Raw genomic sequence first — 24,860 nt, 5'->3', positions numbered from 1 at the left:
GGGTCGATCGGGTCGATTTACGATCAGAGTCGAAGCGTCAAAACGCTGTGGCGGCACTACCGGACGCCTGATTGTGAAATCTCAGCAGGTTCGTCGGTCAAAAGGAGGGCTATCCGGAGGAGACAAAAAAGCGCCCCTCAAGGGCGCCTCGTTGTCAGTTCTCACACGAAGTCGGTCAGCCGCCCCAGCTGCGTACGGTTCCGCAATCCATATGCACGAAATTGGAGCCGGAATACCGCCCGACTCCGCCGCCACGGCATACGGACGCTGCTTTCGCTATCTGACTGACGGAGCGTGATCCAAGCCGCAGGTCGGCGGCCTGACCGCGCATGTGAAGGGAGTTCTTTGCAACGCCGCGCGACCGCGACCGCAACATCGCGTTGGTTTTCGGGCTGCGATAGCCGGACAACAGCATGTAGGGTTCGTTGACGTTCAGCAAATTATGCGCGGCTGCCATGATGTCGAAATTGCGCAGGTCCATCTTGAACGCGTCATCCGTACGCCAGTCACGCATGAAATAGTTGATTTCGGTCACGGCGTCGGGAATGTATTTTCCCTCGATCCAGTAGATCATATCGATCCGCTCACCGGTGCGGCCGGAATACATCTTGAGCCGCCGAATATCGCCCGCCCCGCGCAGGAAACCTGCCGCGTTGGCGAATGTCGGTGCTGCTGTGACTGCCGTTGCCGCGAATGCGCCCAAGAGCGCACGCCGGGTCATGCCCGTTGTGTGTGTGCCTGTCATGTGTCCTGTCCCGTTTTCTGCCCGATTGAGGCGTACCTGATTAGACTGCCAATGTGCCCATGATGTTACATGTGCGCTATTATCATCTCCCCAGATGCCTCTCATCTATTGCATAGCGAATATGGTGAACCAAGAGATGAATCGGAAAGGTTCCGAATAGAGATCATTTTCGGCAATTTTTTGCGCATCTGCGATAGTGCCGGACCAGACCCGGCAAACGGTGCCATTCCGCATCGGTTGGCGGCAAATTGGCAGGATAGACATTTTTGTGATTGGACTTGGCTGGACACCCTCTTGAATAGTCTGGGAAACAGGGACTGGTTGCGATTTAAAGGATTTTTCGATGGAATTAACGGGATTTGCGGGCCGCACAACCAAAGCTGCGCTCTTTGCTCTTGTGCTCGGGGCGGGGGGGATCGCCCTGCCGCACGCCGGTGTCGCGCAGGTCACAGCGTTCAAGCAAGCGGTGGCGGAAACCGGCGCGCGCGACGGCGACATCGCCAAATTCTACCGCCAACAGGATTTCGAAGGGATATGGACAGGAGACGAGGACGTGCACCGGGCGCGACGGGCGGCGCTTCTGGACGCGTTGCGTCGCGCCGATGACCACGGGCTGCCTGTCGCTCGCTACGATGCCGACAAGCTGGAGCGACAGATGGCAGCCGCGCGCACGCCGCGCGATCTGGGGCGGATCGAAGTAGAAATGACTCGCATGTACCTCCAATACGCCCGCGATCTGCAAAGCGGCGCCCTGATTCCTTCCAGGACGGTCAGCGCGATCAAGCGGGAGGTGCGCTATACTGATCGCTCCGAGCTTTTGCGTGGGCTGGTCGCGGGGCGGCCTGCGGGCTATCTGCGCAGCCTTGCGCCGCGCACGATCGAATACAGCGCCTTGATGAAGCAGAAATTCCTGTTGCAGGAACAACTGAGCCGCGGGGGTTGGGGGCCGGTCGTCACGGCATCTTCGGTCAAGCCGGGAGAGACCGGACCGGCGGTCGTCAATCTGCGCGACCGGTTGATGCGTATGGGCTATCTCAAAAGATCCAACGCGCGCGGCTACGACGCGCAACTCACCGCTGCGGTTGTCGCGTTCCAACAGGCGCATGGTCTGGAACAGGACGGCGTTGCGGGTGAGGGAACGATCAAGCAAATCAACGAGGGTATCGAGGCGCGCCTCAAATCCATCCTGGTCGCCATGGAACGCGAACGCTGGCTGAACCACGAGCGCGGCGAGCGGCATATCCTCGTCAATATTCCGGATTTCACGGCCAAGATCGTGGACAATGGCCGCGTGACGTTCGAAACCCGCTCGGTTGTCGGCGCTGCCCGCGAGGACCGGCCGACGCCGGAGTTTTCGGATATGATGAGTCACATGGTTATCAACCCAAGCTGGTACGTTCCGCGCTCGATCGTTGTGAACGAATACCTGCCTGCGTTGCGCGCAAATCCGAACGCCGTGCGTCATATTGATGTTGTAGACCGCAGCGGTCGGACCGTACGGCGGTCATCGGCAAACTTTTCGCGCTATTCGGCTCGCACGTTCCCCTATTCGATGCGCCAGCCGCCCAGCAAATCCAATGCGCTGGGGCTCGTAAAGTTCATGTTCCCGAACAAGTACAACATCTATCTTCATGATACGCCTGCGAAATCCCTGTTCAACCGTGAAGTACGCGCGTTCAGCCACGGTTGTGTACGCCTCAACGATCCGTTCGATTTCGCATACGCGCTGCTTTCCAAACAGGAGGCCGATCCCGAAGGGTTCTTTAAATCGAGGTTGCGCACAGGGCGCGAGAGCCGGGTGAATCTTGCCACCGAAGTGCCGGTGCACATCATCTACCGCACCGCCTATACAGATGCGCGCGGCAATCTGAACTTTCGCCGGGACATCTACGGACGTGATGCGCGGATTTGGGACGCCCTGCAAAAGGCAGGGGTGGTCCTGAGCGGTGTTCAGGGGTAAATCTGCGCGCGAGCCATAAAAAGGACGCGCCACATGACCCATACCGTATCACAGATCGCAGCGGCGCTGGGAGCGGAAGCTTTCGGCGATACAACGATCGTGATCGAGCGTGCCAGCGAACCGGCGGATGCGGGGCCGGACGATCTTGCGCTGGCAATGGCCCCCGCCTATGCCGAGCGGCTTGGCGAAGGGCGCGCCCGGGTTGCAATGGTCTGGGAAGGTGCTGACTGGCAGGCGATGGGCCTTCGGGCAGCCATTGTCGCCCCGCGTCCGCGCTATGCGATGGCAGCGCTTACCCGGACGTTGGACAAAGGGCAAGGCTTCGGAGGCCAGAGTTTTGCAGGCGGTGTTCATCCTTCCGCATTCGTAGACCCCGACGCCCATCTGGGCGAGAATGTCAGCGTCGGCCCGATGTCTGTCATCGCTGCGGGTGCCCGTATCGGCGACGGCAGCGTGATCGGGCCACAGTGCTTCATCGGTTGGAATGCCGAGCTTGGGCCGGACGGCTACTTGCGCGAGGCCGTCAGCATCGGGGCGCGGGTGCACATCGGTGCCCGGTTCATCGCCCAGCCCGGCGCGCGTATCGGGGGTGATGGATTCTCTTTCGTCACGGCCGAACCGAGCGGCGTCGAAAACGTGCGCAAGACGCTTGGCGATCAGGGCGAGGCATCGGCACAAACCTGGACCCGGATCCATTCGTTGGGGTCGGTACGCATCGGCGACGACGTCGAGATCGGAATGAACGCGACGGTCGACTGCGGTACCATTCGTGACACCATGATCGGGGACCGCAGCAAGCTCGATAATCTGGTGCATCTGGGGCATAACGTCATCGTCGGGCGCGATTGTCTGATCTGTGGACAGGTCGGGATCGCGGGATCCGCAGTCATCGGGAACAACGTGGTGTTGGCCGGCCAGTGCGGGGTCAGCGACAATATTGTGGTCGGCGACGGCGTCATCGCGGGCGGCGGCACCAAGCTGATGTCGAATGTTCCTGCGGGACGCACGATGCTGGGCTACCCGGCGACGCGCATGGATGCGCAAGTGGATAGCTATAAGGCCTTGCGCAGGCTGCCGCGCATGCTGCGCGACGTCGCGGCCCTGAAAAAGGCTGTTTTCAAGAGCGACAAGGATGCCTAAATCACATCCCATACCGGGAGGGGACCGCACCATGAGCATCAAAGAGCAGGTTATCGCAATTATTGCCGAGCAGGCCGTTCTGGATCCTCAGGATGTGACGATGAACTGCACGCTCGAAGATTTGGGGATCGACAGCATGGGCATCGTCGAAAGCATATTCGCCATCGAGGAAGCGTTTGACGTAACTGTCCCGTTCAACGCGAACCAGCCCGACGCGTCTGATTTCGACATCAGCACGGTAGCCAGCATCGTTGCGGGCGTCGAACGGTTGAAGGCCGAGCAGGACTAGTCCGCGTGAAACGGGTTGTCATCACCGGGGCAGGAACGATCAACGCGCTGGGGCATTCCGTTCCGGCAACGCTCGCGGCCATGCGCGAGGGGGTGTGCGGCATCGGACCGCTGGAATTCCGTGATGTGGAGCGGTTGTCGATTCAGATCGGCGGCCAAGTGCGCGGGTTCGAAGCGGAGGGGCGCTATAATCGCCAGCAGATATCTCTGTACGACCGGTTCACGCAGTTCACGCTGGCCGCGGCGCGCGAAGCGATCGAGCAGTCGGGTCTGGTGTTCTCCGGCGACACCGCTGCGCGCTCGGGCGTCGTGCTTGGCACGGCGGGGGGGGGTGTCAGCACCTGGGATGACAATTACCGCGCTGTCTACGAAGAGGGCAAGAACCGCGTTCACCCCTTTGTCGTTCCCAAACTGATGAACAATGCAGCAGCCAGTCATGTGAGCATGGAATGGAATCTCAAGGGGCCATCTTTCACCGTCTCTACCGCTTGCGCGTCCTCCAACCACGCGATGGCGCAGGCCTTTGCGATGGTCCGATCGGGGATGGCGCCCGCGATGGTGACAGGCGGGTCTGAATCGATGCTGTGCTTCGGCGGAGTAAAGGCGTGGGAGGGGCTTCGCGTGATGTCGAAAGACGCCTGTCGTCCGTTTTCCGCCAACCGCAACGGCATGGTACAGGGCGAGGGGGCCGGCATATTCGTCTTCGAGGACTACGACCATGCGCACGCGCGGGGCGCGGAAATCCTGTGCGAAATCGCCGGGTTCGCCATGTCATCGGACGCGGCTGATATCGTGATGCCGTCAAAGAACGGAGCCGCGCGCGCGATGGCCGGTGCGCTCGCAGATGCGCGGATCAACGCGGATGAGGTCGGCTATATCAACGCTCATGGGACGGGGACGGCGGCCAATGACAAGACCGAATGCGCCGCCGTAGCAGATGTGTTCGGTCCACATGCGGACCGGCTTATGATCAGCTCAACCAAATCCATGCACGGCCATCTGATCGGTGGAACGGGCGCGGTCGAGATGCTTGCCTGTATCATGGCACTGCGTGACGGCGTCATCGCACCGACCATCAACTATGAAGAGCCTGATCCCGAATGTGCGCTCGACGTGGTCCCGAACACGGCGCGCGATGCCAACGTTGATGTGGCGATCAGCAATGCCTTTGCGTTCGGCGGTATGAATGCGGTCATCGCCCTGCGGCGGATCTGACTTTCCCATCCAACGCATCAGACACGAAAAAGCCGCCTCTCCGGAAGGAGGGCGGCTTTGCGACTTCATCATGGAGGAAGGTCGCTGTTATTGTTCGAGCACCGATGCCTTGTCGTAGGACGCCGTGAAGCCTTCAAGCGACAGGGTCAGTTCGACCGTTTGATCGGGAGCCAGCGCGGGAACGATGGTTAGCTTGGCTTCGTTGCCGCGTTTGAAAGCTGTGATGTCCCCTTCGGTGAGGCCTAGCCGGACATAACAGCCGACAGGATTGCAGAATGCGTAGGGATAGCGCCGTGCCTTGCCACCATCGATGGAAATGGTCAGCTGCTGGGGCAGGGCTGTTTCAAGGGGCACGATTATGGTCGCGCCGGCAATCGCCTTGCCTCCCGCAGGGAGCCGGAAAAGCGACACCTCGGCGACGGGCGCCCCTTGGCCATCATCCATCAACTGGTACATCTGGCACGGCTCTTCGCCTTCTTCGAGCTTGATACAGCGCAATTCCCATGCGCCAATCACTTCCTTCGCGTAGGGCTGGCCAATGCTCGGGTCCTTGTCCGCATCTTCGCCAAGGCTCAAGCCTTCCTGAACGGAAGAACTCTGCTCCGACGTGTTACTTTGTTCAGACGTAGAACTCTGCTCGGGCGTGGTACTCTGTTCGGGCGCGGTACTCTGTTCGGCAGGTTCGGTTGTGGTCGCGGTTTGGGCGCCAACCACGGCAGGCATCAGCGCCAGAAGGGCTGTGCACAACGGCAGGGCTGTCAGAAACTTGGTCATGAGAATTCCATGTTTGATTGCGTTTGCCTTGCTCTACCATTCCACGCGGTGATTGTCAGGACCATTACGCGCGCAATTCGGCTGGGCGGGGCGCTTTTCTGCTGATCGGGACCACGTCGCCTCTGCTTGCCTCTAAACAACGCAAAAAAAAGAAGGCGCAGAGCACCTTCTTCTTGGACTTGCTTGTAACTCCCTGTCGGACTGGGCCGACTTATGCCGATAGACTATGCGCCGGTCTATGATCGGTCAACTGCAAACTTCGATCCTTAACATAAGAATTCCAACCGTTTGATCAAAAAAGGCCGTACCCGAAGGCACGGCCAGTCTGACAGGGAGGAATTGCCCCCCGTGCAAGGACATATGCACCGGAGGCAAATTCACTATGGTGCGAAAAGGTTAAGTTTGTATGCTCAGCCGGAACTGAGCGGTCTGACCCCGCAAGGAAACGAACGGCAGGGGAGACAGAAATTATGAGCTCGGATATTTTTATAGGGGGCGGTGGCCCGGCGCATGGCACGCCGCAGTACCTCGCGTTGAAATACGCCAACCGGCATGGGCTGATTGCCGGTGCGACCGGGACCGGCAAGACCGTGACCCTGCAAATCCTTGCGGAGAGTTTTTCGAACGCCGGTGTCCCGGTCTTCCTATCAGACGTCAAAGGCGATCTCAGCGGGCTTGCGATGGCGGGCGACCCGGCGCACAAGCTGCACGACGCGTTCACGACCAGAGCGGAAAAGATCGGATTCTCAGATTATATCTATGACGCTTTCCCGGTCGCCTTCTGGGACCTTTTCGGGCGTCAGGGGCATCCGGTGCGCACAACGGTTTCGGAAATGGGGCCGCTGCTGTTGTCACAGCTTCTGGAGTTGTCGGAGGCGCAGGAAGGCATCCTGAACATCGCGTTCCGCCTCGCGGACGAGGACGGCCTGCCGCTGCTGGATCTCAAGGATCTGCAGGCGTTGCTGGTCTGGATCGGCGAGAACGCGCGCGATCTTTCGCTGCGCTACGGTAATGTCTCGCCTGCCTCGGTGGGGGCCATTCAGCGGCGTTTGCTGGTTCTTGAAAACCAGGGTGGCGCACGGCTTTTCGGCGAACCGGCATTGGCGCTGGCCGACCTCATGCGCTGCGATGCGGACGGGCGCGGGATGATAAACATCCTGGCGTCCGATCAGTTGATGGGCGCGCCAAAGATTTATGCGACCTTCCTGCTGTGGCTCTTGTCGGAGTTGTTCGAGGAACTGCCCGAAGTGGGCGACCCGGACAAGCCAAAGCTGGTCTTTTTCTTCGACGAGGCGCATCTGCTGTTCGATGACGCGCCGAAGGCGCTGGTCGACAAGGTCGAACAGGTGGCGCGCCTGATCCGCTCCAAGGGGGTTGGGGTGTACTTCATCACCCAGAACCCGGCGGATATTCCCGAAGATATTCTGGGTCAGATGGGCAATCGCGTACAGCACGCCTTGCGTGCCTTTACTGCCAAGGACCGCAAAGAGCTGCGCATGGCGGCGCAAACCTACCGCGAAAATCCGGCGTTCGATACGGAAGAGGCCATTCGCGAAGTGGGCGTGGGCGAGGCGGTGACTTCGATGCTCCAGAAAAAGGGCGTGCCGGGGATCGTGGAGCGGACGCTGATCCGTCCGCCTTCGTCACAACTGGGGCCAATCAGCGATGCCACACGCAAAGCGTTGATGGCGCGTTCGGACATGGCTGGCAAATACGATACGGCCCTGGATCGCGAAAGCGCGTATGAGATTTTGCGCGAACGTGCGGCAGAGGCCGCGAAGGCCGCCGAGACAGCAGAGGCCGCTGTAGCCGCCGAAGAAGCCGCAGAGAGCGGGCAGGCGCAAAGCCCATCTCTGCGCGAGTTTAAGAAGGCGCGGCGATACGCGGGCAAGGGGAGCGCCCCCCGCACCGCGCCGCAGCACCGGACGCGGGAGGAAAGCCTGGGCGGTGCGATCTCGGAGGTGATCATCAAGGAACTGAAGGGCACCACCGGACGCCGCATCGTGCGCGGCATCCTAGGCGGGCTGTTCAAAGGGCGCTGAAGCGCGTTCCCCTGCTATTTCTCCGGGATCAGGCCGCGCGGGCTGAAGCGCAGCACGAGGATCATGATCAACCCCATCGTCAGCAGACGCATTTGTGCGGCGGATTCAATCAGGTGCGCGCGCAGCGCGCTGTCTTCGGCCATGCCCGACGTGAGGATGTTCATTGCAAAAAGGCCGATCGGTTCGACCTGAACCCACAGGAACCAGATCAGGAAACCTCCGAGGATCGCACCCAGATTGCTGCCAGAGCCGCCGACGATCACCATCACCCAGATCAGAAAAGTAAAGCGCAACGGCTGGTAGGTGCCGGGGGTCAGTTGGCTATCGAGCGTTGTCATCATCGCGCCCGCGATACCACAGACCGCCGATCCCAGAATGAACACTTGCAGGTGTCGCTTGGTCACATCCTTGCCCATCGCTTCGGCGGCGATTTCGTTGTCACGGATCGCGCGGAGCATCCGGCCCCACGGCGAATTCAGTGCGCGGTGGCTCAGCCACAGGATGATAAGAAGAACGATGGTGAACAAGATCGCGTAGAGGATCTTGACGAGGATCGTCGACCCTTCGACGGGATCGAACCCCATTGATGCGGCGCGGTCGACGAAGGCGGCTGAGTTCTGCAGATCTATTTCGTAGGGGACGGGACGCGGGATGCCGACCACGTTCTTGACCCCGCGCGTGAGCCAATCCTCGTTCTTGAGTATAGCGATGATGATTTCGGCGATGCCCAGCGTCGCAATCGCGAGGTAATCGGAGCGCAGGCCGAGGGCGACCTTGCCGATCAACCACGCGGCACCGGCAGCCAACAGGCCACCGACCGGCCAGGCGATCAGCATGATCCAGCCGTTCTGTTTATAAGTCTCGTCCGTGCCGGGATTGAGACCGCCCAGATACCCCGTTTGCGCCGGATTGACGGATTCAATGAGTTCAACGCTTGGATCGAGAATGCCCCGGAACGCGAAAAAACCGACGATCAGGACTGCCGTGATCGCCAGACCGCGGTTGCGCCCCGGCGCCATCCTGCGCATCGTGAAGACGGCCGCGACAACCGTGGCGGCGCCCAAAAGCAGCGCCAGGATCACCCCCGGACCCCCAGCCGCGAAAGCACCCGGTGTGGCGGGCATGCCGACCAGAACCGCCGCCAGCCCGCCGAGTGCTACGAACCCCATAACGCCGACGTTAAACAGACCCGCGAACCCCCATTGCAGGTTCACGCCCAGCGCCATGATCGCCGAGATCAGCCCCATGTTGAGGATGAACATCGCGTTGTTCCATCCCTGAAAGAAGCCCGAAAGGATTATCAGGCCGAACACCACCGCAAAAAGCAGTGTATTTCTCACGGTATCGGTCATGTCGCTTGCCCTCTGAACAGGCCGGTCGGTTTGAACAGCAGCACGATCAGCAGGATCACGAAGCTGACGGCGAATTTGTAATCCGTGGACATCAGCTGGACGAGGCCCGACGGCTCAAGGCTTTCCGGCATCAGATACCCCAGCACCTTTTTCCACGCATAGGTGATCGTCACTTCGGAAAAGGCGATCACGAAGCCCCCGGCGATGGCACCGATCGGGCTGCCGATGCCGCCGACGACCGCCGAGGCGAAGATCGGCAGTAGCAGTTGGAAATAGGTGAACGGCTTGAAGGATTTGTCGAGTCCGTAGAGAACGCCGGCGATGGTGGCGAGCGTGGCGACGATGATCCAGGTCAGCATCACGACACGTTCGGGGTTGATGCCGGACAGCAATGCCAGATCCTCGTTATCGGAATAGGCCCGCATGGATTTCCCCGCCCGTGTCTTGTTGAGAAACCAAAAAAGCAGCGCCACGACGATGATCGCGGTAATGACGGTGATGAGTTGCGTCGTGCGGATGCCAAGGCCCTCTTCGAGGCCGGTCATGTTCTTGAAATCACGCGCGGAAATGATGAAACGTTCGCCATCGGCAAAGCTCTGGTCGTCGGGGCCTATGATGAAACGGACGATGCCGTTCATGATGAACATCACGCCCATCGACACGATGACAAGGATCACCGGCTTGGCCTTCTGCTCGCGGTAGAAGCGGTAGACAAGCCGATCCGTGAGCAGGACCAGCCCGATACATCCCAGAATGCCGACGGGCAGGGCGACAAGGGCTGTGGGCAGCGGGCCAAGACTGACCCCCGCCGATTGCAGCCACCATGTCATCAGGATCACGATCATGGTGCCGAAGGCCATCGTGTCGCCGTGCGCAAAATTCGAGAACCGCAGGATACCGTAAACCAGCGTCACCCCCAGCGCCCCGATGGCCAACTGGGAGCCATAGGCAATGCCCGGGATAAGGACGTAATTCGCCAGTGCGACGATTGCGTTTAGAAAATCCATTAGGTTCGGTTCCTTTGGCAGGTGCCCAATCCGGTCACGACGACATCTTGGCCAACGAAGGTATGTGTGGAGTAGATAAGCGTGAGATCGGCAAAGACTGTCAGCATGTGGCTGGTCTGCCCGCTCGTATCGTATGAGGTGCTGCGCAAGAGAACATCCCGTGTGGTTTCAGCCTTTTTCAGGAAAACCGGCATATCCGCTTCCAGAGAGAACAAGAGCGTATCGCGTAGTTCTGGTATCTTGGCGGGCTGCGAAACCTGCTGACCGGGCGCATCATTGGCACAGAGCCGTTGCGATATACACTCGTAGTGGGAGGCGGCGCCGATCTGCGGAGTGCCGCAGAGGGCTGCCGCAGCAAAGAGAGCTTTCATAAACATTCTCAGCCCCCCAAAAACGATCTACGAACTTCGGGATCGGCCAGCAGTTCCTTTCCGGTGCCCGTATACGCATTGCGCCCCTGCACCAGAACATACCCCTTGTCGGCGATCTCCAGCGCTTGCCGCGCGTTCTGTTCGACCATCAGGATCGGAATGCCGGTGCGGGCAACTTCGATGATGCGGTCGAAAAGCTCGTCCATCACGATCGGGCTTACCCCTGCGGTGGGCTCATCCAACATCAGCACCTTCGGTTGCGTCATCAACGCGCGGCCCACAGCGACCTGTTGGCGCTGGCCGCCCGACAGTTCGCCCGCCGCCTGATGACGTTTGTCCTTGAGGATCGGAAACAGGTCGTAAACCTGCGCCATCGTTCCGCGAAAATCGTCGCGGCGGATGAACGCGCCCATCTCGAGGTTTTCCTCGACCGTCATGGTCGTGAAGATGTTCGAGGTTTGCGGCACGAACCCCATACCCTTGGCTACCCGCGCCTGCGGCGACAGGCCGGTGATGTCCTCACCGTCCAGCTTGACGTGGCCGGAGCGCACATTGAGCATGCCGAAGACAGCTTTCATGGCTGTTGATTTGCCAGCGCCGTTCGGGCCGACGATCACCGCAATTTGGCCGCGCTCCACCGCGATTGTGCACGAATGAAGGATATCGGGGCCTGTGCCATAGCCACCGGTCATCGCGTCGCCGATCAGGAAAGGGCCGCCGGGAGACGCATGCGCCTTGTCGGTACTTTTCGGAATGGCGGAACCCTGTCCGTCCGCATTGGCGATGGACCGATCCTTGTTGCCACGATCGGAATAAGCGTCGTTCGTCATTCTTCAACTTCCTCGGCGCAGTCGATGGGGTGCGCCCGTGCGAGACGATGCCGGCCCACCAGCGATCAATGCTATTGCAAGATTTCCGGACAGGGGGCCATACGTCATCGTACCTCTCACGCGCCGACTTTCTCTTTGTTCTTCAAACCGGTGCCGAGATAGGCTTCGATGACACGCTCGTTGGCCTTGATTTCGGCCAGCGTACCTTGGGCGAGCACGCGGCCCTCGGCCATGCAGATCACCGGATCGCAAAGCCGACCGATGAAATCCATATCGTGTTCAATCACGACAAAGGTGTATCCACGCTCTTTGTTGAGGCGCACGATGGCATCGCCGATGGTGTTCAGAAGGGTGCGGTTCACGCCCGCGCCTACCTCGTCGAGAAACACGATCTTGGCATCGACCATCATCGTACGGCCCAACTCCAACAGCTTTTTCTGTCCGCCCGAGATTTGTCCGGCTTTCTGCTCGGCCAGATGTTCGACAGTCAGGAATTCCAACACCTCGTCCGCCTTCGCGCGCAGCGCGCGTTCCTCGTTCGCGATACGCTTGCGGCCAAACCAGGTGTTCCACAGCCTCTCGCCTGATTGACCGCCAGGCACCATCATCAGGTTTTCGCGGCAGGACATCGAATGAAACTCATGCGCGATCTGGAAGGTCCGCAGCAGCCCCTTGTGAAACAGCGTGTGCGGCGCAAGCCCTGTGATATCCTCGCCCGCCATGCTCACACGTCCCGACGTAGGTTGAAGAACGCCGGCGATTACATTGAAAAGCGTCGTTTTTCCGGCACCGTTCGGGCCGATCAACCCCGTGATCGAACCCTGTTCGATGGTCAGGCTTGCACCGTCAACGGCGTGAAACCCGCCGAAGTGTTTGTGTAAATCGTCAACGACGATCATATGTCCATCCCCGTTTGCGGCCTCTTGCGGGCTGCTGCCTTATGCAAACAGCCCGGAAACCTGCCCGGGCTGCTTTTCGTGTTTCACCACCCCGTGGCGGTGGCGGTGCGCCTACTTGTAGCCGACGGTGACGTTCTTGCCGTCCTGCACCTCGATCATGCGGTAGGTGCCCGCGGATTCGCCGGGGCCGATCAGCTCGACTGCAGATGCCCCGACATAGTCGATGTCGGTTCCCGCCTTGATCAGCTCAAGCGCCTTTGCAAGATCGCCGGGATAGATCTTTTCGCCGGGCGCGTTGGCCACTTCGAGGATCTTGTCCTTGTACACGGCCGGATCGGTGGAATTTGCCGCCTGCATCGCAAGCAGGAACAAAGCCGCTGCATCGTAGGATTCAGGGGTGTAGGGCGATGTGCCGTCGAAACCGGCCTCTTCGGCCATCGTCGTGAAAGTCTCGATGCCGTTGCCTTCGGAGCCTGCAATCTGGCCGTAGGATCCATTCAGATCCGGACCGATGGTTGTTGGCAGGTTCTCACCGATCATGCCGCCGGGCAGACCGAACTGCTCCCATGCGCCTGCGTCCAGCGCGGCTTTGATAATGCCGGCACCACCCTGATCGAGGTAGCCCGCGACAACCAGCAGATCACCCCCCGCAGAGGCCAGTGCACCGACTTCGGCGGAATAATCGGCCTTGCCATCTTCATGGGCGGCTACGATGGTCACTTCACCACCCGCAGCCTCGTAGGAGGATTCAATCGCGTCCGCGAGACCCTTGCCATAGTCGTTGTTGGTGTAGGTCAGGGCGATGGATTTCACGCCCCGCTCCATCAGCAATTCGGCCATCACCTCGCCTTCACGCGCGTCGGACGGGGAGGTGCGGAAAAACAGGCCGTTGTCTTCCATCGTGGTCAGGCCGGGCGATGTTGCCGACGGCGAGATCATGACCATTCCATTGGGGATCGCGACGTTCTGAAGCACGGCACCTGTCACGCCGGAGCAGTCCGCACCGATCAGCCCACTGACGCCGTCGGCGATCAGGCGTTCGCCGTTGGACACCGCAAGGCCGTTGTCGATACAGCCCGAATCCGCGCGCATTGACGCGACGGTGGCCCCGTCCATCAACAAGCCGCTGTCGCTTATTTCCTTCATCGCCATTTCGGCGCCCGCCGACATCGGGCCGGTCAGGGATTCAATCGGTCCCGTGAAACCGAGCAGGACACCCAGTTTGACTTCCTTCGTGTGGCTCTCGGCGTAGGCGCCGGTCGCAACAAGTGCTGCAGCCGTTGTGGCCATAAGCATCTTTTTCATATGTTTCTCCCATGTTGGAACATAGCGTTCGGGCGATAGCCTATGCGTGGTCCGCATAAAAGAGAAGCAGATTATTGTGCATCCTGCACCGTGCAATCCGTCTGTGCAGCGTTCAGATCGACAACCGTGCGGCGTGGCTGCCGCGTTCGCGGTAGGGTGTTGTTTCGTAATGCGCGCGGTAGCATTTCGAAAAGTGCGAGGGCGACGCAAATCCGCAGGCGAGGGCGACGTTGATCACGCTCATATCCGTCTGCATCAACAGGTTGCGCGCTTTTTGCAGGCGCAGTTCCATATAGTACCGCTTGGGGCTGCGGTTGAGATAGCGGCGGAACAGGCGTTCGAGTTGCCGTGTCGACATGCCGACATCCTGTGCGAGCGTCGCCGGGCTGATCGGTTCCTCGATGTTGTTCTCCATGATCTGGATGACCTGGCTCAACTTGGGATGCCGCACCCCGATGCGTGTCGGCACGCTGAGCCGCTGGGTGTCCTGATCGGTGCGGATCGAGGAATAGATAAGCTGGTCGGCGACCGCATTGGCAAGATCCTCGCCCCGATCGTCCGCGATAATCTTGAGCATCAGGTCGATCGAAGAGGTGCCGCCGGCCGTCGTCATCCGGTTGTTGTCCACGACGAACACCGATTTGGTCAGGATGACTTCCTCGAACTCCTCGGCAAAGCTGTCCTGATTTTCCCAGTGGATCGTCGCGCGCTTGCCGTCAAGCAGACCCGCCTTGGCCAAGGTATAGGCGCCGGTACACAGTCCGCCCACGACAAGGCCCTTGCGGGCCTCGCGGCGGAGCCACGACAACATCTTTTTCGTCGTCGCCGCCTGCACATCGAGGCCCGAGCAGACCATTACGGTATCGTCACGGCCAAGCTCGCACAAATCGTCGTCAAGCTGGAATACCGTGCCCGCCGAACAAGCGGCCTGCGCGCCGCCTTCGCCAATGACAGTCCACTCGTAGAGTTTCTTTCCCGCCATCCGGTTGGCGATCCGCAGGCTTTCGAGAGCTGTGGCAAAGCAAAGCAGGCTGAAATTATCGAGCAATACAAAAACGAAGCGGCGCGGCTTGTCCGCGGCGCGTGGGTTGCGCTGAGCGTGGGGAGCATTGCCCATTGCGTCGTATTCCGATCCGGTTGGCAGAACTGTGTTTCAAGGTATCAGAAACGTAAGCTCAAGACACGCGAGTTTTCCCCGAGGCACGCGGGGAGGTCAAGCGACCAAATTCAGTTATGGTCACATCGCCAGAGTTTTTGTATACGGGCGTCCAGACCTGCGTTTGCGCTACCGTTGCGGGCGCGACGCCTTGACCGGAGATCGAAGACCATGACCCATTGGACCAAATCAAGCTGGCGCAGCAAGCCACGGATCCAGATGCCTGATTATCCCGATCAGGCCGCACTCAACGGTGTCGAGGCGCAGCTTGCGCGCTATCCGGTCCTGGTCTTTGCGGGAGAGGCGCGGCGCCTGCGCAAACAGCTCGCGGCTGCGGGGCGGGGCGACGCGTTTTTGCTACAGGGCGGTGATTGTGCCGAAAGTTTCGAGCAATTCTCGTCCGACATGATCCGCGATACCTTCAAGGTGATGTTGCAGATGGCGATCGTGCTGACGCATGGCGCCAAGGTGCCGGTGATCAAGGTCGGGCGGATGGCGGGGCAATTCGCCAAGCCACGTTCGGCGCCTATGGAAACGGTCGACGGGGTCGAGCTGCCCAGCTACCGGGGCGATATCATCAACGATCTGGCGTTCACGCCGGAATCGCGTATCCCCAATCCTGACAACATGCTGCGCGCCTACACCCAATCGGCGGCGACGCTGAACCTGTTGCGCGCCTTTTCGACTGGTGGTTACGCGGATATTCACAAGGTGCACGGCTGGACGCTGGGTTTCACAGATGGCGAGAAGGCGGAAAAATATCGCGACATCGCCGCACGTATCTCGGACACGCTTGACTTCATGGCCGCTGCCGGTGTGACATCCGATACCGCGCATTCGCTGCAATCGGTCAATTTCTACACCAGTCACGAGGCGTTGCTGCTCGAATACGAAGAGGCGCTTTGCCGTCAGGAAGCCGAGACCGGCAAATGGCTTGCGGGTTCCGGTCACATGATCTGGATCGGCGATCGCACACGGCAGCCCGACGGCGCCCATGTGGAATTTGCCAGTGGAGTGCAAAACCCCATCGGCCTGAAATGCGGCCCCACGATGGAGGCGGATGACCTCAAGAAGCTCATGACAAAGCTCAACCCCGACAACGAAGAAGGGCGTCTGACGCTCATCGCGCGGTTCGGGGCGGGTTCGGTGGGTGATCATCTGTCGCGTTTGATCCGGACCGTCAAGGAAGAGGGCGCGAATGTCGTGTGGACCTGCGATCCCATGCACGGGAACACCATCAAATCCTCGAGTGGCTACAAGACCCGACCATTTGATTCAGTCCTGCGCGAAGTGCGCGAATTTTTCGAAGTACACAGCGCCGAAAACACCGTGCCCGGTGGCGTGCACTTCGAGATGACCGGTCAGGATGTCACGGAATGCACCGGCGGCGTGCGGGCAGTATCGGACGAGGATCTCTCGGACCGGTATCACACGGCCTGCGATCCACGGCTCAACGCAAGCCAGTCGCTCGAACTGGCGTTTCTGGTGGCCGAAGAGCTGTCGGCGCGCCGCACGTCCAACACTGTTCAGGCGGCAGGCTGAACTGAATGGCGCATGGCGGGCGTTTTCAGCCTCGCCCTGCGCTTATCCGCCTAATCGCTCGATTTGATCAGGCGTAGGTAGGGAGGGCGCTTCTTCGTTGTATCCGCATGGCCGAACGGCGACGCGGAGTCTTCGAAACCGCTGTGTTGCTTGGAATCTGTGTCCGCCGCCGGCAATAGGCGACGCGGTGCGGTGTCCAGCGCACGCACGGTGGCGCTGCGCAGGGTCAGCCGCCGTGGTGCCTGCCCGATGTCACCCTTGCTCATCAGACAGCCCAGTATCCTGCTCACGTCGCCAAGGTCGCTTTTGAGCGGCAGGAGGATCATCCGCGCGTCAAGCGGGGACCCCGCGCCGCCTGTCATGGAAAGCTGGGCCGTGGCGGGCGTTTGAAAAACTTCTTCGAGCATGTCGCTGATGCGCTGGCGGTCATCGGACCGAAAGAACGAGGTCAGCGGCATGCCGCGCGCCTCCATCCCCATCAGCATGTGCAGATGATGTCCCGCGATCCGCATGCGGGCCACACCCGGTGCCACCCGTTCGAGAATGAATGCGAATTCCAATGCGCTCTCGATCCCGCGCGGATCGATGTCGGCGCGTCTGGGCATGTCACGCCCCGCGCGCAGGGCTTCCCAATAGGCCTCCACCTGAGCCAGCGGAGCGTGCCCGCTATGGGTTTGATAATCTGACATGGTTAAAACATTCTGGTTGGTTTTATGCATCTTGTCCATCAAAGCTCTCGTCGAATGCGATGCCCGACTGCGCTGCAGCGGCGGAAATCCGCGCGGCGCCCGGAGGGGCAGAGGCTGGTTGAAGGGAAAGGCGCGTTCTGCTGCACGTGGCGAATATGTGTTCAATTTATCAGATCGCAACACAATGTGGCCTCTTTTCGGGCCATTTGGTTAATGCGCTCATGGGGGTACAGCACGGGCTTTTCACTTGCAGCACCGGTGGGAAAAACCCTATCCCACTGGCAGGCATGGCATGGTGCGGTCGGGGTGAGGGTCCAGGTATGATCAGATCAATGACAGGGTTCGCGACGCGCAGCGGGGCTTTGGGGCCCCATAGCTGGACCTGGGAGTTGCGGGCGGTCAACGGCAAGGGGCTTGATCTGCGGATCCGGGTGCCGGACTGGATCCCCGGTCTTGAGGCGAATTTGCGCAAGAACCTCGCGGCCAGCGTCGCGCGCGGCAACATAACCCTAGGCCTGCGCGTGATACGCGAAGAGGGCGGCGGCGCGTTGGCGGTGAACGCGGCGCAGCTGGCGACCGTGCTGGACGCGCTTGGCCAGATCGAAGCGGCAGCGATGGATGCGGGGGTCTCACTCGCGCCCTCCAAGGCGACCGATATCGTGACAATGCGCGGGGTGCTGGAGCAATCCGTGCAAGAGGATGACAACGCGGCGTTGGCGCAGGCACTGGTCGCCGAATTCGGCGCGGTTCTGGCGGAGTTCAATGTGATGCGCACGGCAGAAGGGGCAGCATTGCATACCGTCGTGATCACGCAGCTGGACAGGATCGCCGAGTTGACGAAAGAGGCATCCGTGCAGGCAGAGGCCCGCCGCGTCGATGCCGCTGCTGCCCTGCGCCGCAATCTGGCGAAAGTGGTGGAGACCGTAGACGATGTAGATGAGACCCGGATCGCACAGGAGCTTGCCCTGATCGCCGTGAAATCCGACATCACCGAAGAAATCGACCGCCTGCACGCCCATGTCGACGCGGCGCGCGCGCTGGTGCAAGGGGACGGCCCGGTCGGGCGCAAGCTGGATTTCCTGATGCAGGAGTTCAACCGCGAAGCGAATACGCTGTGCTCAAAAGCGCAAAGCGTCGATTTGACGCGAACCGGTCTGGCGCTGAAAGCGGTGATCGACCAGCTGCGCGAGCAGATCCAGAATGTGGAGTGACGGATGAATACGGCAGACAGACGCGGGCTTTTGATCATTCTATCCTCGCCCTCGGGTGCCGGGAAAAGCACGTTGGCAAAACGATTGATGACGTGGGATCCGAGCCTTCAGTTCAGCGTTTCCGCCACGACGCGGCCCGCGCGGGCGGGTGAGGTCGATGGCAAGGATTACCTTTTTGTCACCGAAGAGAAGTTTCGCGGCTGGGTCAAGGACGGCGATATGTTGGAGCACGCCCATGTGTTCGGCAACTTCTATGGCTCGCCCAAAGCGCCGGTACAGCAGGCGATCGACGCAGGCCGTGACGTGATTTTTGACATCGACTGGCAGGGTGCGCAGCAGATCCGCAATTCGGCCCTGGGCCGCTATACCCTGTCGATTTTCATCCTGCCGCCCTCGATCCCGGAGCTGCGCCGCCGACTGGTGTCACGCGGTCAGGACGATGACGAGACGATCGCCAAGCGGATGCAGAAAAGCTGGGACGAGATCAGCCACTGGGACGGGTATGATTATGTATTGATCAACGATGACCTGAACGTGACCGAAGAACGGTTGAAGACGATCATCATGGCCGAGAGGCTGAAGTTTCACCAGCAACCGGGCCTGAGCGCCCAGGTTCGCCGACTGCAAAACGAATTCGAGGATTTATCATGACCATCTATGCACTTGCGGACAAGGCACCCGAAATTGATCCAACAGCCTGGGTCGCGCCCGACGCCAACGTCATCGGCACGGTCGCACTTTATGCCAAAAGCTCGGTCTGGTTCGGTACCACGCTGCGCGGCGATAACGAGATGATCACCGTGGGCGCGGGATCTAACGTGCAGGAGAACTGTGTGTTCCACACCGATCTGGGCTTTCCGCTGACAATCGGCGTGAACTGCACCATCGGTCACAAGGTCATGCTGCACGGCTGCACGATCGGCGACAATTCACTTGTGGGTATGGGTGCTACGATTCTCAATGGTGCAAAGATCGGAAAGAACTGCCTGATCGGGGCAGGGGCTCTGATCACAGAGAACAAGGTGATCCCGGACGGAAGTTTGGTGATGGGGGCTCCCGGCAAGGTTGTCCGCGACCTGGACGCACCGGCCATCGCACGGCTAGAAGCCAGCGCGCGCCTGTATCAGGACAATGCCGCGCGTTTTGCCAAAGACCTCTCGGAAATCTGAACCGGTGAATCCGCTGCTGCCGGTTTCCGAGATGATCGCGGCGCTGCCGTTGGCCGCGCTGGCCGTCGGACCTACCGAGCAGGTGATTGCGATCAATGGGGCGGGCTGCAAACTTTTCGGAGACGGCGTCGTCGGACGGCATTTCATCACCGTTTTGCGCCAGCCCTCCGTTGCCGAAGCAATAGAGACTTGCCTGGGCGGCGGCCCGCCGACAACTGCAAGGTATCTTGCCCGCGAGAACGGGCAGGACGTTGACTATGATGTCTCCGCGGGTTGCATCGGAAGCTCGGGCATCGTGCTGCTGACGTTCGTGGACGTGACGGACGTAACAGCCGCAGGGCAGATGCGCCGGGACTTTGTTGCGAATGTCAGCCATGAATTGCGCACGCCGCTTACCGCGTTGATGGGCTTCATCGAAACGCTGCAGGGCCCTGCGCGCGATGATGCCGTCGCGCGCGCGCGTTTCCTGTCGATCATGAGGGATGAGGCAGAGCGGATGAACCGCCTTGTCGGCGAGCTGCTGACCCTGAGCCGGGTAGAGGCGTCGCAAAGGGTGCGCCCGAAAGACACTGTCGATCTGGGTGCCGTGCTGGGCACCACCGTGCGTACCCTCGACGCAATCGCGCAGGCCGCGAACGTGACTCTGGCGATCGAGACGCCGGATGAGGCGTTGACGGTTCTGGCGGACAAGGATCAGCTGGTACAGGTTTTCACGAACCTCATCGAGAACGCGATAAAATACGGGGGCAGGGATCGCACCGTCCATGTCGATCTGACGCGGACCACTGACGGCACCGTATCGCGCGGTCCGTACGCTCAGGTACGGGTCCGTGACGAGGGGCCGGGTATCGATCCCGTGCACCTGCCGCGCCTGACAGAGCGTTTCTACCGCGTCGACAGTCACCGCAGCCGGGCTTTGGGCGGGACGGGGCTTGGCCTCGCGATAGCGAAACACATACTGAACAGGCACCGCGGATATCTGAAAATTGCTTCCAGATTGGGAGAGGGTGCTGAATTCACCGTGTTTATCCCCGTCGCTGAGGAATAGAACCTGCAGGCCGCTCCGATTTACTTACGAAAACACCGGATGTCATGAAACTGTAACGTAACTGTCACAAAAGCACAGCAGGCCCGCCCTAGACCATGCGGGAGATCACCATGGGGGTGGTTTCAAATGACTGCTGACAGGAGACTTCGATGTCTTTCGTAAAACTCACGACTTCCGCGCTGGCGATCGCCGCCGTGTCTGCAACTGCCGCTGCCGCGCGCGATCAGGTACAGGTCGCTGGTTCCTCAACCGTGCTGCCTTATGCGTCCATCGTCGCCGAAGCCTTTGGCGAGAATTTCGACTATCCCACGCCGGTCGTCGAATCCGGTGGCTCCTCTGCGGGTCTGAAGCGTTTCTGCGAAGGCGTGGGCGAAAACACGATCGACATCGCCAATGCCTCGCGCCAGATCAAATCCTCCGAAGTTAACGCATGTGCGGCCAATGGTGTGACCGACATCATCGAGGTGCGGATCGGATACGACGGGATCGTCTTCGCCTCGGACATCGATGGCGAGACATTTCAATTTACGCCTGTCGACTGGTACCGCGCGCTTTCCGAGCAGGTCATGGTGGACGGTGAGATCGTGAACAACCCGTTTGCTACATGGAACGAAGTGAACCCCGATTTGCCCGCTCAGCCGATCCAGGCATTCGTTCCGGGCACCAAGCACGGGACACGGGAGGTTTTCGAGGAAAAGGTGATCTTGGCGGGGTGTGAGGAAGCCGGCGATTTCGAGGCGTACCTGGCGGCCAACAACGACGACAAGAAGGCCGCGGAAAAGGCCTGCATCGCGCTGCGTACCGATGGCAAGTCCGTGGACATTGATGGCGACTACACGGAAACCCTCGCACGCATCGAAAGCAACGACGACGGCATCGGCGTGTTCGGCCTCGCCTTTTACGAGAACAACACCGACAAACTGCAGGTAGCGGACATGTCCGGTGTCGTGCCCTCGACCGAAACCATCGCGTCAGGCGAATATCCGGTGTCACGCCCGCTGTTCTTCTACGTCAAGAAAGCGCACATCGGCGTAATCCCGGGCCTCAAGGAATACGCGGAGTTCTTTGTCATGGATGAAATCGCCGGCCCCGACGGCCCCTTGGCCGAGTACGGTCTGGTAGCCGACCCTGAGCTTACGGAAACACAGACCGTCGTGGCGGACGAATCGGTGCTCGGTGGCGGCTCCTGATCCGTTCGGACTGAGACTGAATACATGGGGCCGCTCGGTGCAGCGGCCCCTCATTCTTGACGCCAGAGCGAAGTCGATACTTCTATGAACCTCTCTTTTCTGCAAAACCCGCTTGTGCTGGTGGCGCTCGTCCTGATCAACGCCGCAGTCGGGTACGTCCTGGCACGCAGGCATGCGATGGCGCGGGCCGGCGGCGATGCGCGCAAACTGCATTCGCTGCCCAATTATTACGGAATGACGGCGGCAATGGCGGCGGGCATCCCTGCGTTGGGGGTGCTGGCGATCTGGCTGCTGGCACAACCGATGCTGATCCAGAGCGCGCTGCTGCCGCTGTTGCCCGCAGATGTGGTTGCGGACAGCGGGCGTACCAGTCTCGTGCTCAGTGATGTTTCGAGGGTCGCGGACGGGTTGGACCGGGCCGTCGCGGCAGGTGTGCTGGACGCACAACGCATCGCGGCGCTGCACACCGATCCCGCCGGCCTGCGCGATACGTTGGGAGATGTCGGCGTGGCGCTTGGCGCCGAGGTCGAGGTTTATGTGCTGGCGGCGGCGGAAAAGTCGCGCAGTCTGGACGCCCGCGCGGATCTCCTGCGTGCGGGGGTCGTTTTGATTGTTGCACTCGCCGGTATGGCTCTGGCTGTGCGTGCGGCTTCTCCGACCTTCCGGGCGCGCAACGTGGTCGAGCGCGGAATGCTCGCGCTGTTGATCTTCGCGGCATCTTTGGCGATCCTCACGACCGTCGGCATCGTGTTTTCGATGCTGTTCGAGTCACTCAATTTCTTCCGGCTGCATCCGTGGCAGGACTTCTTTCTGGGGGCAAGCTGGTCTCCGAACTTTCGCGGTGACAGCGATCTGTCGATCCTGCCGCTCTTGTGGGGCACTTTGTATATCTCGTTCATCGCCTTGCTTGTGGCGGTGCCGATCGGGTTGTTCGCGGCAATCTATCTGAGCGAATACGCAGGTCCGAGATTGCGCGCCGTTGCGAAGCCGCTGCTCGAAATCCTCGCAGGGATCCCGACGATCGTTTACGGTCTGTTCGCGCTGCTGACGGTCGGGCCGTTTCTGGTCGACGTGTTCGGGGCCGGTGGGCCCCTCAGCATGGAGGGGCTGCGCGGCGGGGATCCCCTAATGGCGGGGGCGACGGCGGTGATGACGGCGGGTCTGGTGATGGGCATCATGCTGATCCCCTTCGTGTCATCATTGTCCGACGACATCATCAACGCGGTTCCGCAAAGCTTGCGCGACGGCTCCTACGGGCTGGGTGCGACGCCTTCCGAGACCATTCGTCAGGTGGTCTTGCCGGCCGCCTTGCCGGGTATTGTGGGTGCGATCCTTTTAGCGGCATCTCGCGCCATCGGGGAGACGATGATCGTGGTGCTGGGGGCAGGGGCCATTGCCCGCTTTTCCGGCAATCCATTCGAGGCGATGACGACCATCACCACCCGCATCGTCAGCCAGCTGACCGGTGACACCGATTTCGCCAGCCCCGAGACGCTGGTCGCCTTTGCTCTGGGACTGACCCTCTTTGTCCTTACACTGGGGCTTAATGTTCTGGCGCTTTATATCGTGCGCCGATACCGGGAGCAGTACGAATGACAGACACCCGCCACATGTCCTTGCTGGTGCGTGACACCCGCACCGCCCGTCGCAACCGTGCCGAGACGCGTTTTCGGATCTACGGGCTTGCCGCCATTGCCATCGGGTTGACGATGCTCGTCATCCTCCTGGTCACCATCGTCGGCAGGGGCAGCGGTGCCTTCCAGCAAACCTACCTGTCAGTGCCTGTCACCTTGATCGAGGCCAAACTCGACAAGAACGGCAACCGCGATCCAGCCGATCTCAAGAAGGTGACCACATTCGGTTATGGACCTTTGCTGCGCTCCGCGTTCGAGCAGATGGTCGATGATGGTACGATCCGCACCGATCTTCCGGCAAAGAAGATCGCGGGCATCGTGTCGGATGGCGCCGAGGCGCAGGTGCGCGATGCTGTTCTGGCGGACCCCTCTCTGATCGGTCAGACGGTCACGTTCGAATTCCTCGCCTCCGGCAGGGTCGATGGCTATCTCAAGGGACGCGTAAGCCGCGAGAGCATCGCGAACGACAAGAATATCAGTGCCGAACAGCTCGATATCGTGGATCAATTGCGCACCGCCGGGCTTTTGGAGAAACGCTTCAATCTTGCCTTCATCACCGGTGCGGATGCATCAGACGCGCGCCCCGAAGCGGCGGGGATGGGCGTATCGATGGTCGGATCCCTGTTCATGATGCTGGTGGTGCTTGTGCTGGCGCTTCCCATCGGCGTCGCGGCCTCGATCTATCTTGAGGAATTCGCGCCCAAGAACTGGATCACCGACATCATCGAGGTCAATATTTCTAACCTCGCTGCGGTGCCGTCAATCGTGTTCGGCATCCTCGGCCTTGCGGTGTTCATCAATTACATGCACTTGCCCAACTCCGCGCCGCTGGTGGGGGGGCTCGTGCTGACCCTGATGACGCTGCCGACGATCATCATCTCCACCCGTGCCTCGCTCAAATCCGTGCCGCCTTCGATCCGCGATGCGGCCTTGGGGGTCGGGGCCTCGAAGATGCAGTCGGTGTTTCATCATGTATTGCCACTGGCCGCACCCGGCATTTTGACCGGCACCATCATCGGTCTCGCACAGGCGCTCGGCGAGACGGCGCCCCTGCTGCTCATCGGGATGGTCGGTTTTATTGCGTCCAACGGCCCCGACAGCCTCGGCGAGGGGCTGCTCAGCCCCAACTCCGCCATGCCCGCACAAATCTATGAATGGGCCAAGCGGGCCGATCCCGCCTTTTACGAGCGGGCCTGGGGGGGCATCATCATCTTGCTGGTGTTCCTGATCACGATGAATGCCGTCGCCGTCCTTTTGCGACGCCGGTTCGAACGGCGCTGGTAGGGGGGGCAG

Annotated in this window: 23 protein-coding genes; 13 read left to right on the top strand and 10 right to left on the bottom strand. The window is 60.5% G+C overall.

All coding sequences use genetic code 11. The features are described from left to right. Positions 1–175: 175 nt before the first annotated feature. Positions 176–745, bottom strand: a complete 570-nt coding sequence (locus tag Q1A06_RS04295) for a DUF882 domain-containing protein (RefSeq protein ID WP_299559081.1) — start codon at positions 743–745, stop codon at positions 176–178. 343 nt (positions 746–1,088) lie between these two features. Between Q1A06_RS04295 and Q1A06_RS04290 the strand changes: the two genes are divergently transcribed. From Q1A06_RS04290 to Q1A06_RS04275, 4 genes are read left to right on the top strand one after another with little or no spacing between them, the layout of a single operon-like run. Further along, positions 1,089–2,705 carry a L,D-transpeptidase family protein gene (locus tag Q1A06_RS04290; RefSeq protein WP_299559078.1) on the top strand — a complete coding sequence of 539 codons (1,617 nt, stop codon included), beginning with the start codon at positions 1,089–1,091 and terminating at the stop codon, positions 2,703–2,705. Between the two features lie 33 nt (positions 2,706–2,738). After that, positions 2,739–3,845, top strand: a complete 1,107-nt coding sequence (gene lpxD / locus Q1A06_RS04285; RefSeq protein WP_299559075.1) for a UDP-3-O-(3-hydroxymyristoyl)glucosamine N-acyltransferase — start codon at positions 2,739–2,741, stop codon at positions 3,843–3,845. Positions 3,846–3,876: 31 nt separating this feature from the next. Continuing rightward, positions 3,877–4,134, top strand: a complete 258-nt coding sequence (locus Q1A06_RS04280; protein WP_299559072.1) for an acyl carrier protein — start codon at positions 3,877–3,879, stop codon at positions 4,132–4,134. 5 nt (positions 4,135–4,139) lie between these two features. Further along, positions 4,140–5,348, top strand: coding sequence for a beta-ketoacyl-[acyl-carrier-protein] synthase family protein (locus tag Q1A06_RS04275; RefSeq protein ID WP_299559069.1), 1,209 nt, complete (start codon positions 4,140–4,142; stop codon positions 5,346–5,348). A gap of 87 nt (positions 5,349–5,435) precedes the next feature. Here Q1A06_RS04275 and Q1A06_RS04270 read toward each other — a convergent pair whose 3' ends face one another. Further along, positions 5,436–6,122, bottom strand: a complete 687-nt coding sequence (locus Q1A06_RS04270; RefSeq protein WP_299559066.1) for an invasion associated locus B family protein — start codon at positions 6,120–6,122, stop codon at positions 5,436–5,438. A gap of 470 nt (positions 6,123–6,592) precedes the next feature. Here Q1A06_RS04270 and Q1A06_RS04265 point away from each other — a divergent pair, with 470 nt between their 5' ends. Beyond that, complete coding sequence (locus Q1A06_RS04265) at positions 6,593–8,164, top strand: helicase HerA-like domain-containing protein (protein WP_299559063.1); 1,572 nt, start codon at positions 6,593–6,595, stop codon at positions 8,162–8,164. Positions 8,165–8,178: 14 nt separating this feature from the next. Here Q1A06_RS04265 and Q1A06_RS04260 read toward each other — a convergent pair whose 3' ends face one another. The 7 genes from Q1A06_RS04260 to Q1A06_RS04230 form a co-directional block, all read right to left on the bottom strand. After that, positions 8,179–9,516 (bottom strand): branched-chain amino acid ABC transporter permease, encoded by a 1,338-nt coding sequence (locus Q1A06_RS04260; RefSeq protein WP_299559060.1) that lies wholly within the window; start codon positions 9,514–9,516, stop codon positions 8,179–8,181. After that, complete coding sequence (locus Q1A06_RS04255) at positions 9,513–10,523, bottom strand: branched-chain amino acid ABC transporter permease (protein WP_299559057.1); 1,011 nt, start codon at positions 10,521–10,523, stop codon at positions 9,513–9,515. Before Q1A06_RS04255 ends, Q1A06_RS04260 begins: the two co-directional genes overlap by 4 nt. Next, on the bottom strand, positions 10,523–10,900 hold the full coding sequence (locus tag Q1A06_RS04250) for a hypothetical protein (RefSeq protein WP_299559054.1): 378 nt from the start codon (positions 10,898–10,900) through the stop codon (positions 10,523–10,525). The genes Q1A06_RS04255 and Q1A06_RS04250 overlap by 1 nt, the downstream gene beginning before the upstream one ends. 2 nt (positions 10,901–10,902) lie before the next feature. Further along, complete coding sequence (locus Q1A06_RS04245; RefSeq protein WP_299559051.1) at positions 10,903–11,724, bottom strand: ABC transporter ATP-binding protein; 822 nt, start codon at positions 11,722–11,724, stop codon at positions 10,903–10,905. Between the two features lie 116 nt (positions 11,725–11,840). After that, positions 11,841–12,623: an ABC transporter ATP-binding protein gene (locus Q1A06_RS04240; RefSeq protein ID WP_299559048.1), complete on the bottom strand. Its 783-nt coding sequence runs from the start codon at positions 12,621–12,623 to the stop codon at positions 11,841–11,843. A 111-nt stretch (positions 12,624–12,734) separates the two neighbouring features. Continuing rightward, a complete protein-coding gene (locus tag Q1A06_RS04235) occupies positions 12,735–13,928 on the bottom strand; it encodes an ABC transporter substrate-binding protein (protein ID WP_299559045.1) in 1,194 nt (397 codons plus the stop codon). Positions 13,929–14,040: 112 nt separating this feature from the next. Beyond that, positions 14,041–15,045 (bottom strand): GlxA family transcriptional regulator, encoded by a 1,005-nt coding sequence (locus Q1A06_RS04230; RefSeq protein WP_299559042.1) that lies wholly within the window; start codon positions 15,043–15,045, stop codon positions 14,041–14,043. 210 nt (positions 15,046–15,255) lie between these two features. Here Q1A06_RS04230 and Q1A06_RS04225 point away from each other — a divergent pair, with 210 nt between their 5' ends. Continuing rightward, positions 15,256–16,626 carry a class II 3-deoxy-7-phosphoheptulonate synthase gene (locus Q1A06_RS04225; RefSeq protein ID WP_299559039.1) on the top strand — a complete coding sequence of 457 codons (1,371 nt, stop codon included), beginning with the start codon at positions 15,256–15,258 and terminating at the stop codon, positions 16,624–16,626. Positions 16,627–16,676: 50 nt separating this feature from the next. On the opposite strand, the gene Q1A06_RS04220 is transcribed toward Q1A06_RS04225, so the two are convergent. Then, entirely contained in the window at positions 16,677–17,315 is a 639-nt protein-coding gene (locus tag Q1A06_RS04220; RefSeq protein WP_299559036.1) for a PAS domain-containing protein, read from the bottom strand. 320 nt (positions 17,316–17,635) lie between these two features. Here Q1A06_RS04220 and Q1A06_RS04215 point away from each other — a divergent pair, with 320 nt between their 5' ends. The 7 genes from Q1A06_RS04215 to pstA all read left to right on the top strand — a co-directional run bounded on the left by Q1A06_RS04215 (position 17,636) and on the right by pstA (position 24,851). Continuing rightward, entirely contained in the window at positions 17,636–18,526 is an 891-nt protein-coding gene (locus tag Q1A06_RS04215; protein ID WP_299559033.1) for a YicC/YloC family endoribonuclease, read from the top strand. 3 nt (positions 18,527–18,529) lie between these two features. Continuing rightward, a complete protein-coding gene (gene gmk, locus Q1A06_RS04210; RefSeq protein WP_299559030.1) occupies positions 18,530–19,177 on the top strand; it encodes a guanylate kinase in 648 nt (215 codons plus the stop codon). Further along, positions 19,174–19,695, top strand: coding sequence for a gamma carbonic anhydrase family protein (locus tag Q1A06_RS04205; protein WP_299559027.1), 522 nt, complete (start codon positions 19,174–19,176; stop codon positions 19,693–19,695). Before gmk ends, Q1A06_RS04205 begins: the two co-directional genes overlap by 4 nt. Positions 19,696–19,726: 31 nt before the next feature. Continuing rightward, positions 19,727–20,743 carry an ATP-binding protein gene (locus Q1A06_RS04200; protein ID WP_299560497.1) on the top strand — a complete coding sequence of 339 codons (1,017 nt, stop codon included), beginning with the start codon at positions 19,727–19,729 and terminating at the stop codon, positions 20,741–20,743. Between the two features lie 149 nt (positions 20,744–20,892). Beyond that, positions 20,893–21,933 carry a substrate-binding domain-containing protein gene (locus Q1A06_RS04195; protein ID WP_299559024.1) on the top strand — a complete coding sequence of 347 codons (1,041 nt, stop codon included), beginning with the start codon at positions 20,893–20,895 and terminating at the stop codon, positions 21,931–21,933. A gap of 84 nt (positions 21,934–22,017) precedes the next feature. Then, on the top strand, positions 22,018–23,529 hold the full coding sequence (gene pstC, locus Q1A06_RS04190) for a phosphate ABC transporter permease subunit PstC (protein ID WP_299559021.1): 1,512 nt from the start codon (positions 22,018–22,020) through the stop codon (positions 23,527–23,529). After that, positions 23,526–24,851, top strand: a complete 1,326-nt coding sequence (gene pstA / locus Q1A06_RS04185) for a phosphate ABC transporter permease PstA (RefSeq protein ID WP_299559018.1) — start codon at positions 23,526–23,528, stop codon at positions 24,849–24,851. The genes pstC and pstA overlap by 4 nt, the downstream gene beginning before the upstream one ends. Positions 24,852–24,860: the final 9 nt, after the last annotated feature.

The sequence above is a fragment of the uncultured Sulfitobacter sp. genome (assembly GCF_947497275.1).
In the GTDB taxonomy this organism is placed as follows: domain Bacteria; phylum Pseudomonadota; class Alphaproteobacteria; order Rhodobacterales; family Rhodobacteraceae; genus Sulfitobacter.
The sequence above is the reverse complement of the archived record's forward strand: the minus strand, read 5'-3'. Positions and strand labels throughout refer to the sequence as shown.

Bases quoted from the DNA above. Each gene is read 5' to 3' on its own strand.
- Q1A06_RS04265 (WP_299559063.1), top strand. From the start codon at position 6,593: ATGAGCTCGGATATTTTTATAGGGGGCGGTGGCCCGGCGCATGGCACG.
- Q1A06_RS04255 (WP_299559057.1), bottom strand. From the start codon at position 10,523: ATGGATTTTCTAAACGCAATCGTCGCACTGGCGAATTACGTCCTTATC.
- Q1A06_RS04225 (WP_299559039.1), top strand. From the start codon at position 15,256: ATGACCCATTGGACCAAATCAAGCTGGCGCAGCAAGCCACGGATCCAG.
- Q1A06_RS04215 (WP_299559033.1), top strand. From the start codon at position 17,636: ATGATCAGATCAATGACAGGGTTCGCGACGCGCAGCGGGGCTTTGGGG.
- Q1A06_RS04200 (WP_299560497.1), top strand. From the start codon at position 19,727: ATGATCGCGGCGCTGCCGTTGGCCGCGCTGGCCGTCGGACCTACCGAG.
- Q1A06_RS04235 (WP_299559045.1), bottom strand. From the start codon at position 13,928: ATGAAAAAGATGCTTATGGCCACAACGGCTGCAGCACTTGTTGCGACC.
- Q1A06_RS04295 (WP_299559081.1), bottom strand. From the start codon at position 745: ATGACAGGCACACACACAACGGGCATGACCCGGCGTGCGCTCTTGGGC.
- Q1A06_RS04250 (WP_299559054.1), bottom strand. From the start codon at position 10,900: ATGTTTATGAAAGCTCTCTTTGCTGCGGCAGCCCTCTGCGGCACTCCG.
- Q1A06_RS04290 (WP_299559078.1), top strand. From the start codon at position 1,089: ATGGAATTAACGGGATTTGCGGGCCGCACAACCAAAGCTGCGCTCTTT.
- Q1A06_RS04220 (WP_299559036.1), bottom strand. From the start codon at position 17,315: ATGTCAGATTATCAAACCCATAGCGGGCACGCTCCGCTGGCTCAGGTG.
- Q1A06_RS04205 (WP_299559027.1), top strand. From the start codon at position 19,174: ATGACCATCTATGCACTTGCGGACAAGGCACCCGAAATTGATCCAACA.
- lpxD (WP_299559075.1), top strand. From the start codon at position 2,739: ATGACCCATACCGTATCACAGATCGCAGCGGCGCTGGGAGCGGAAGCT.
- pstA (WP_299559018.1), top strand. From the start codon at position 23,526: ATGACAGACACCCGCCACATGTCCTTGCTGGTGCGTGACACCCGCACC.
- Q1A06_RS04280 (WP_299559072.1), top strand. From the start codon at position 3,877: ATGAGCATCAAAGAGCAGGTTATCGCAATTATTGCCGAGCAGGCCGTT.
- gmk (WP_299559030.1), top strand. From the start codon at position 18,530: ATGAATACGGCAGACAGACGCGGGCTTTTGATCATTCTATCCTCGCCC.
- Q1A06_RS04195 (WP_299559024.1), top strand. From the start codon at position 20,893: ATGTCTTTCGTAAAACTCACGACTTCCGCGCTGGCGATCGCCGCCGTG.
- Q1A06_RS04230 (WP_299559042.1), bottom strand. From the start codon at position 15,045: ATGGGCAATGCTCCCCACGCTCAGCGCAACCCACGCGCCGCGGACAAG.
- Q1A06_RS04270 (WP_299559066.1), bottom strand. From the start codon at position 6,122: ATGACCAAGTTTCTGACAGCCCTGCCGTTGTGCACAGCCCTTCTGGCG.
- Q1A06_RS04240 (WP_299559048.1), bottom strand. From the start codon at position 12,623: ATGATCGTCGTTGACGATTTACACAAACACTTCGGCGGGTTTCACGCC.
- pstC (WP_299559021.1), top strand. From the start codon at position 22,018: ATGAACCTCTCTTTTCTGCAAAACCCGCTTGTGCTGGTGGCGCTCGTC.
- Q1A06_RS04260 (WP_299559060.1), bottom strand. From the start codon at position 9,516: ATGACCGATACCGTGAGAAATACACTGCTTTTTGCGGTGGTGTTCGGC.
- Q1A06_RS04245 (WP_299559051.1), bottom strand. From the start codon at position 11,724: ATGACGAACGACGCTTATTCCGATCGTGGCAACAAGGATCGGTCCATC.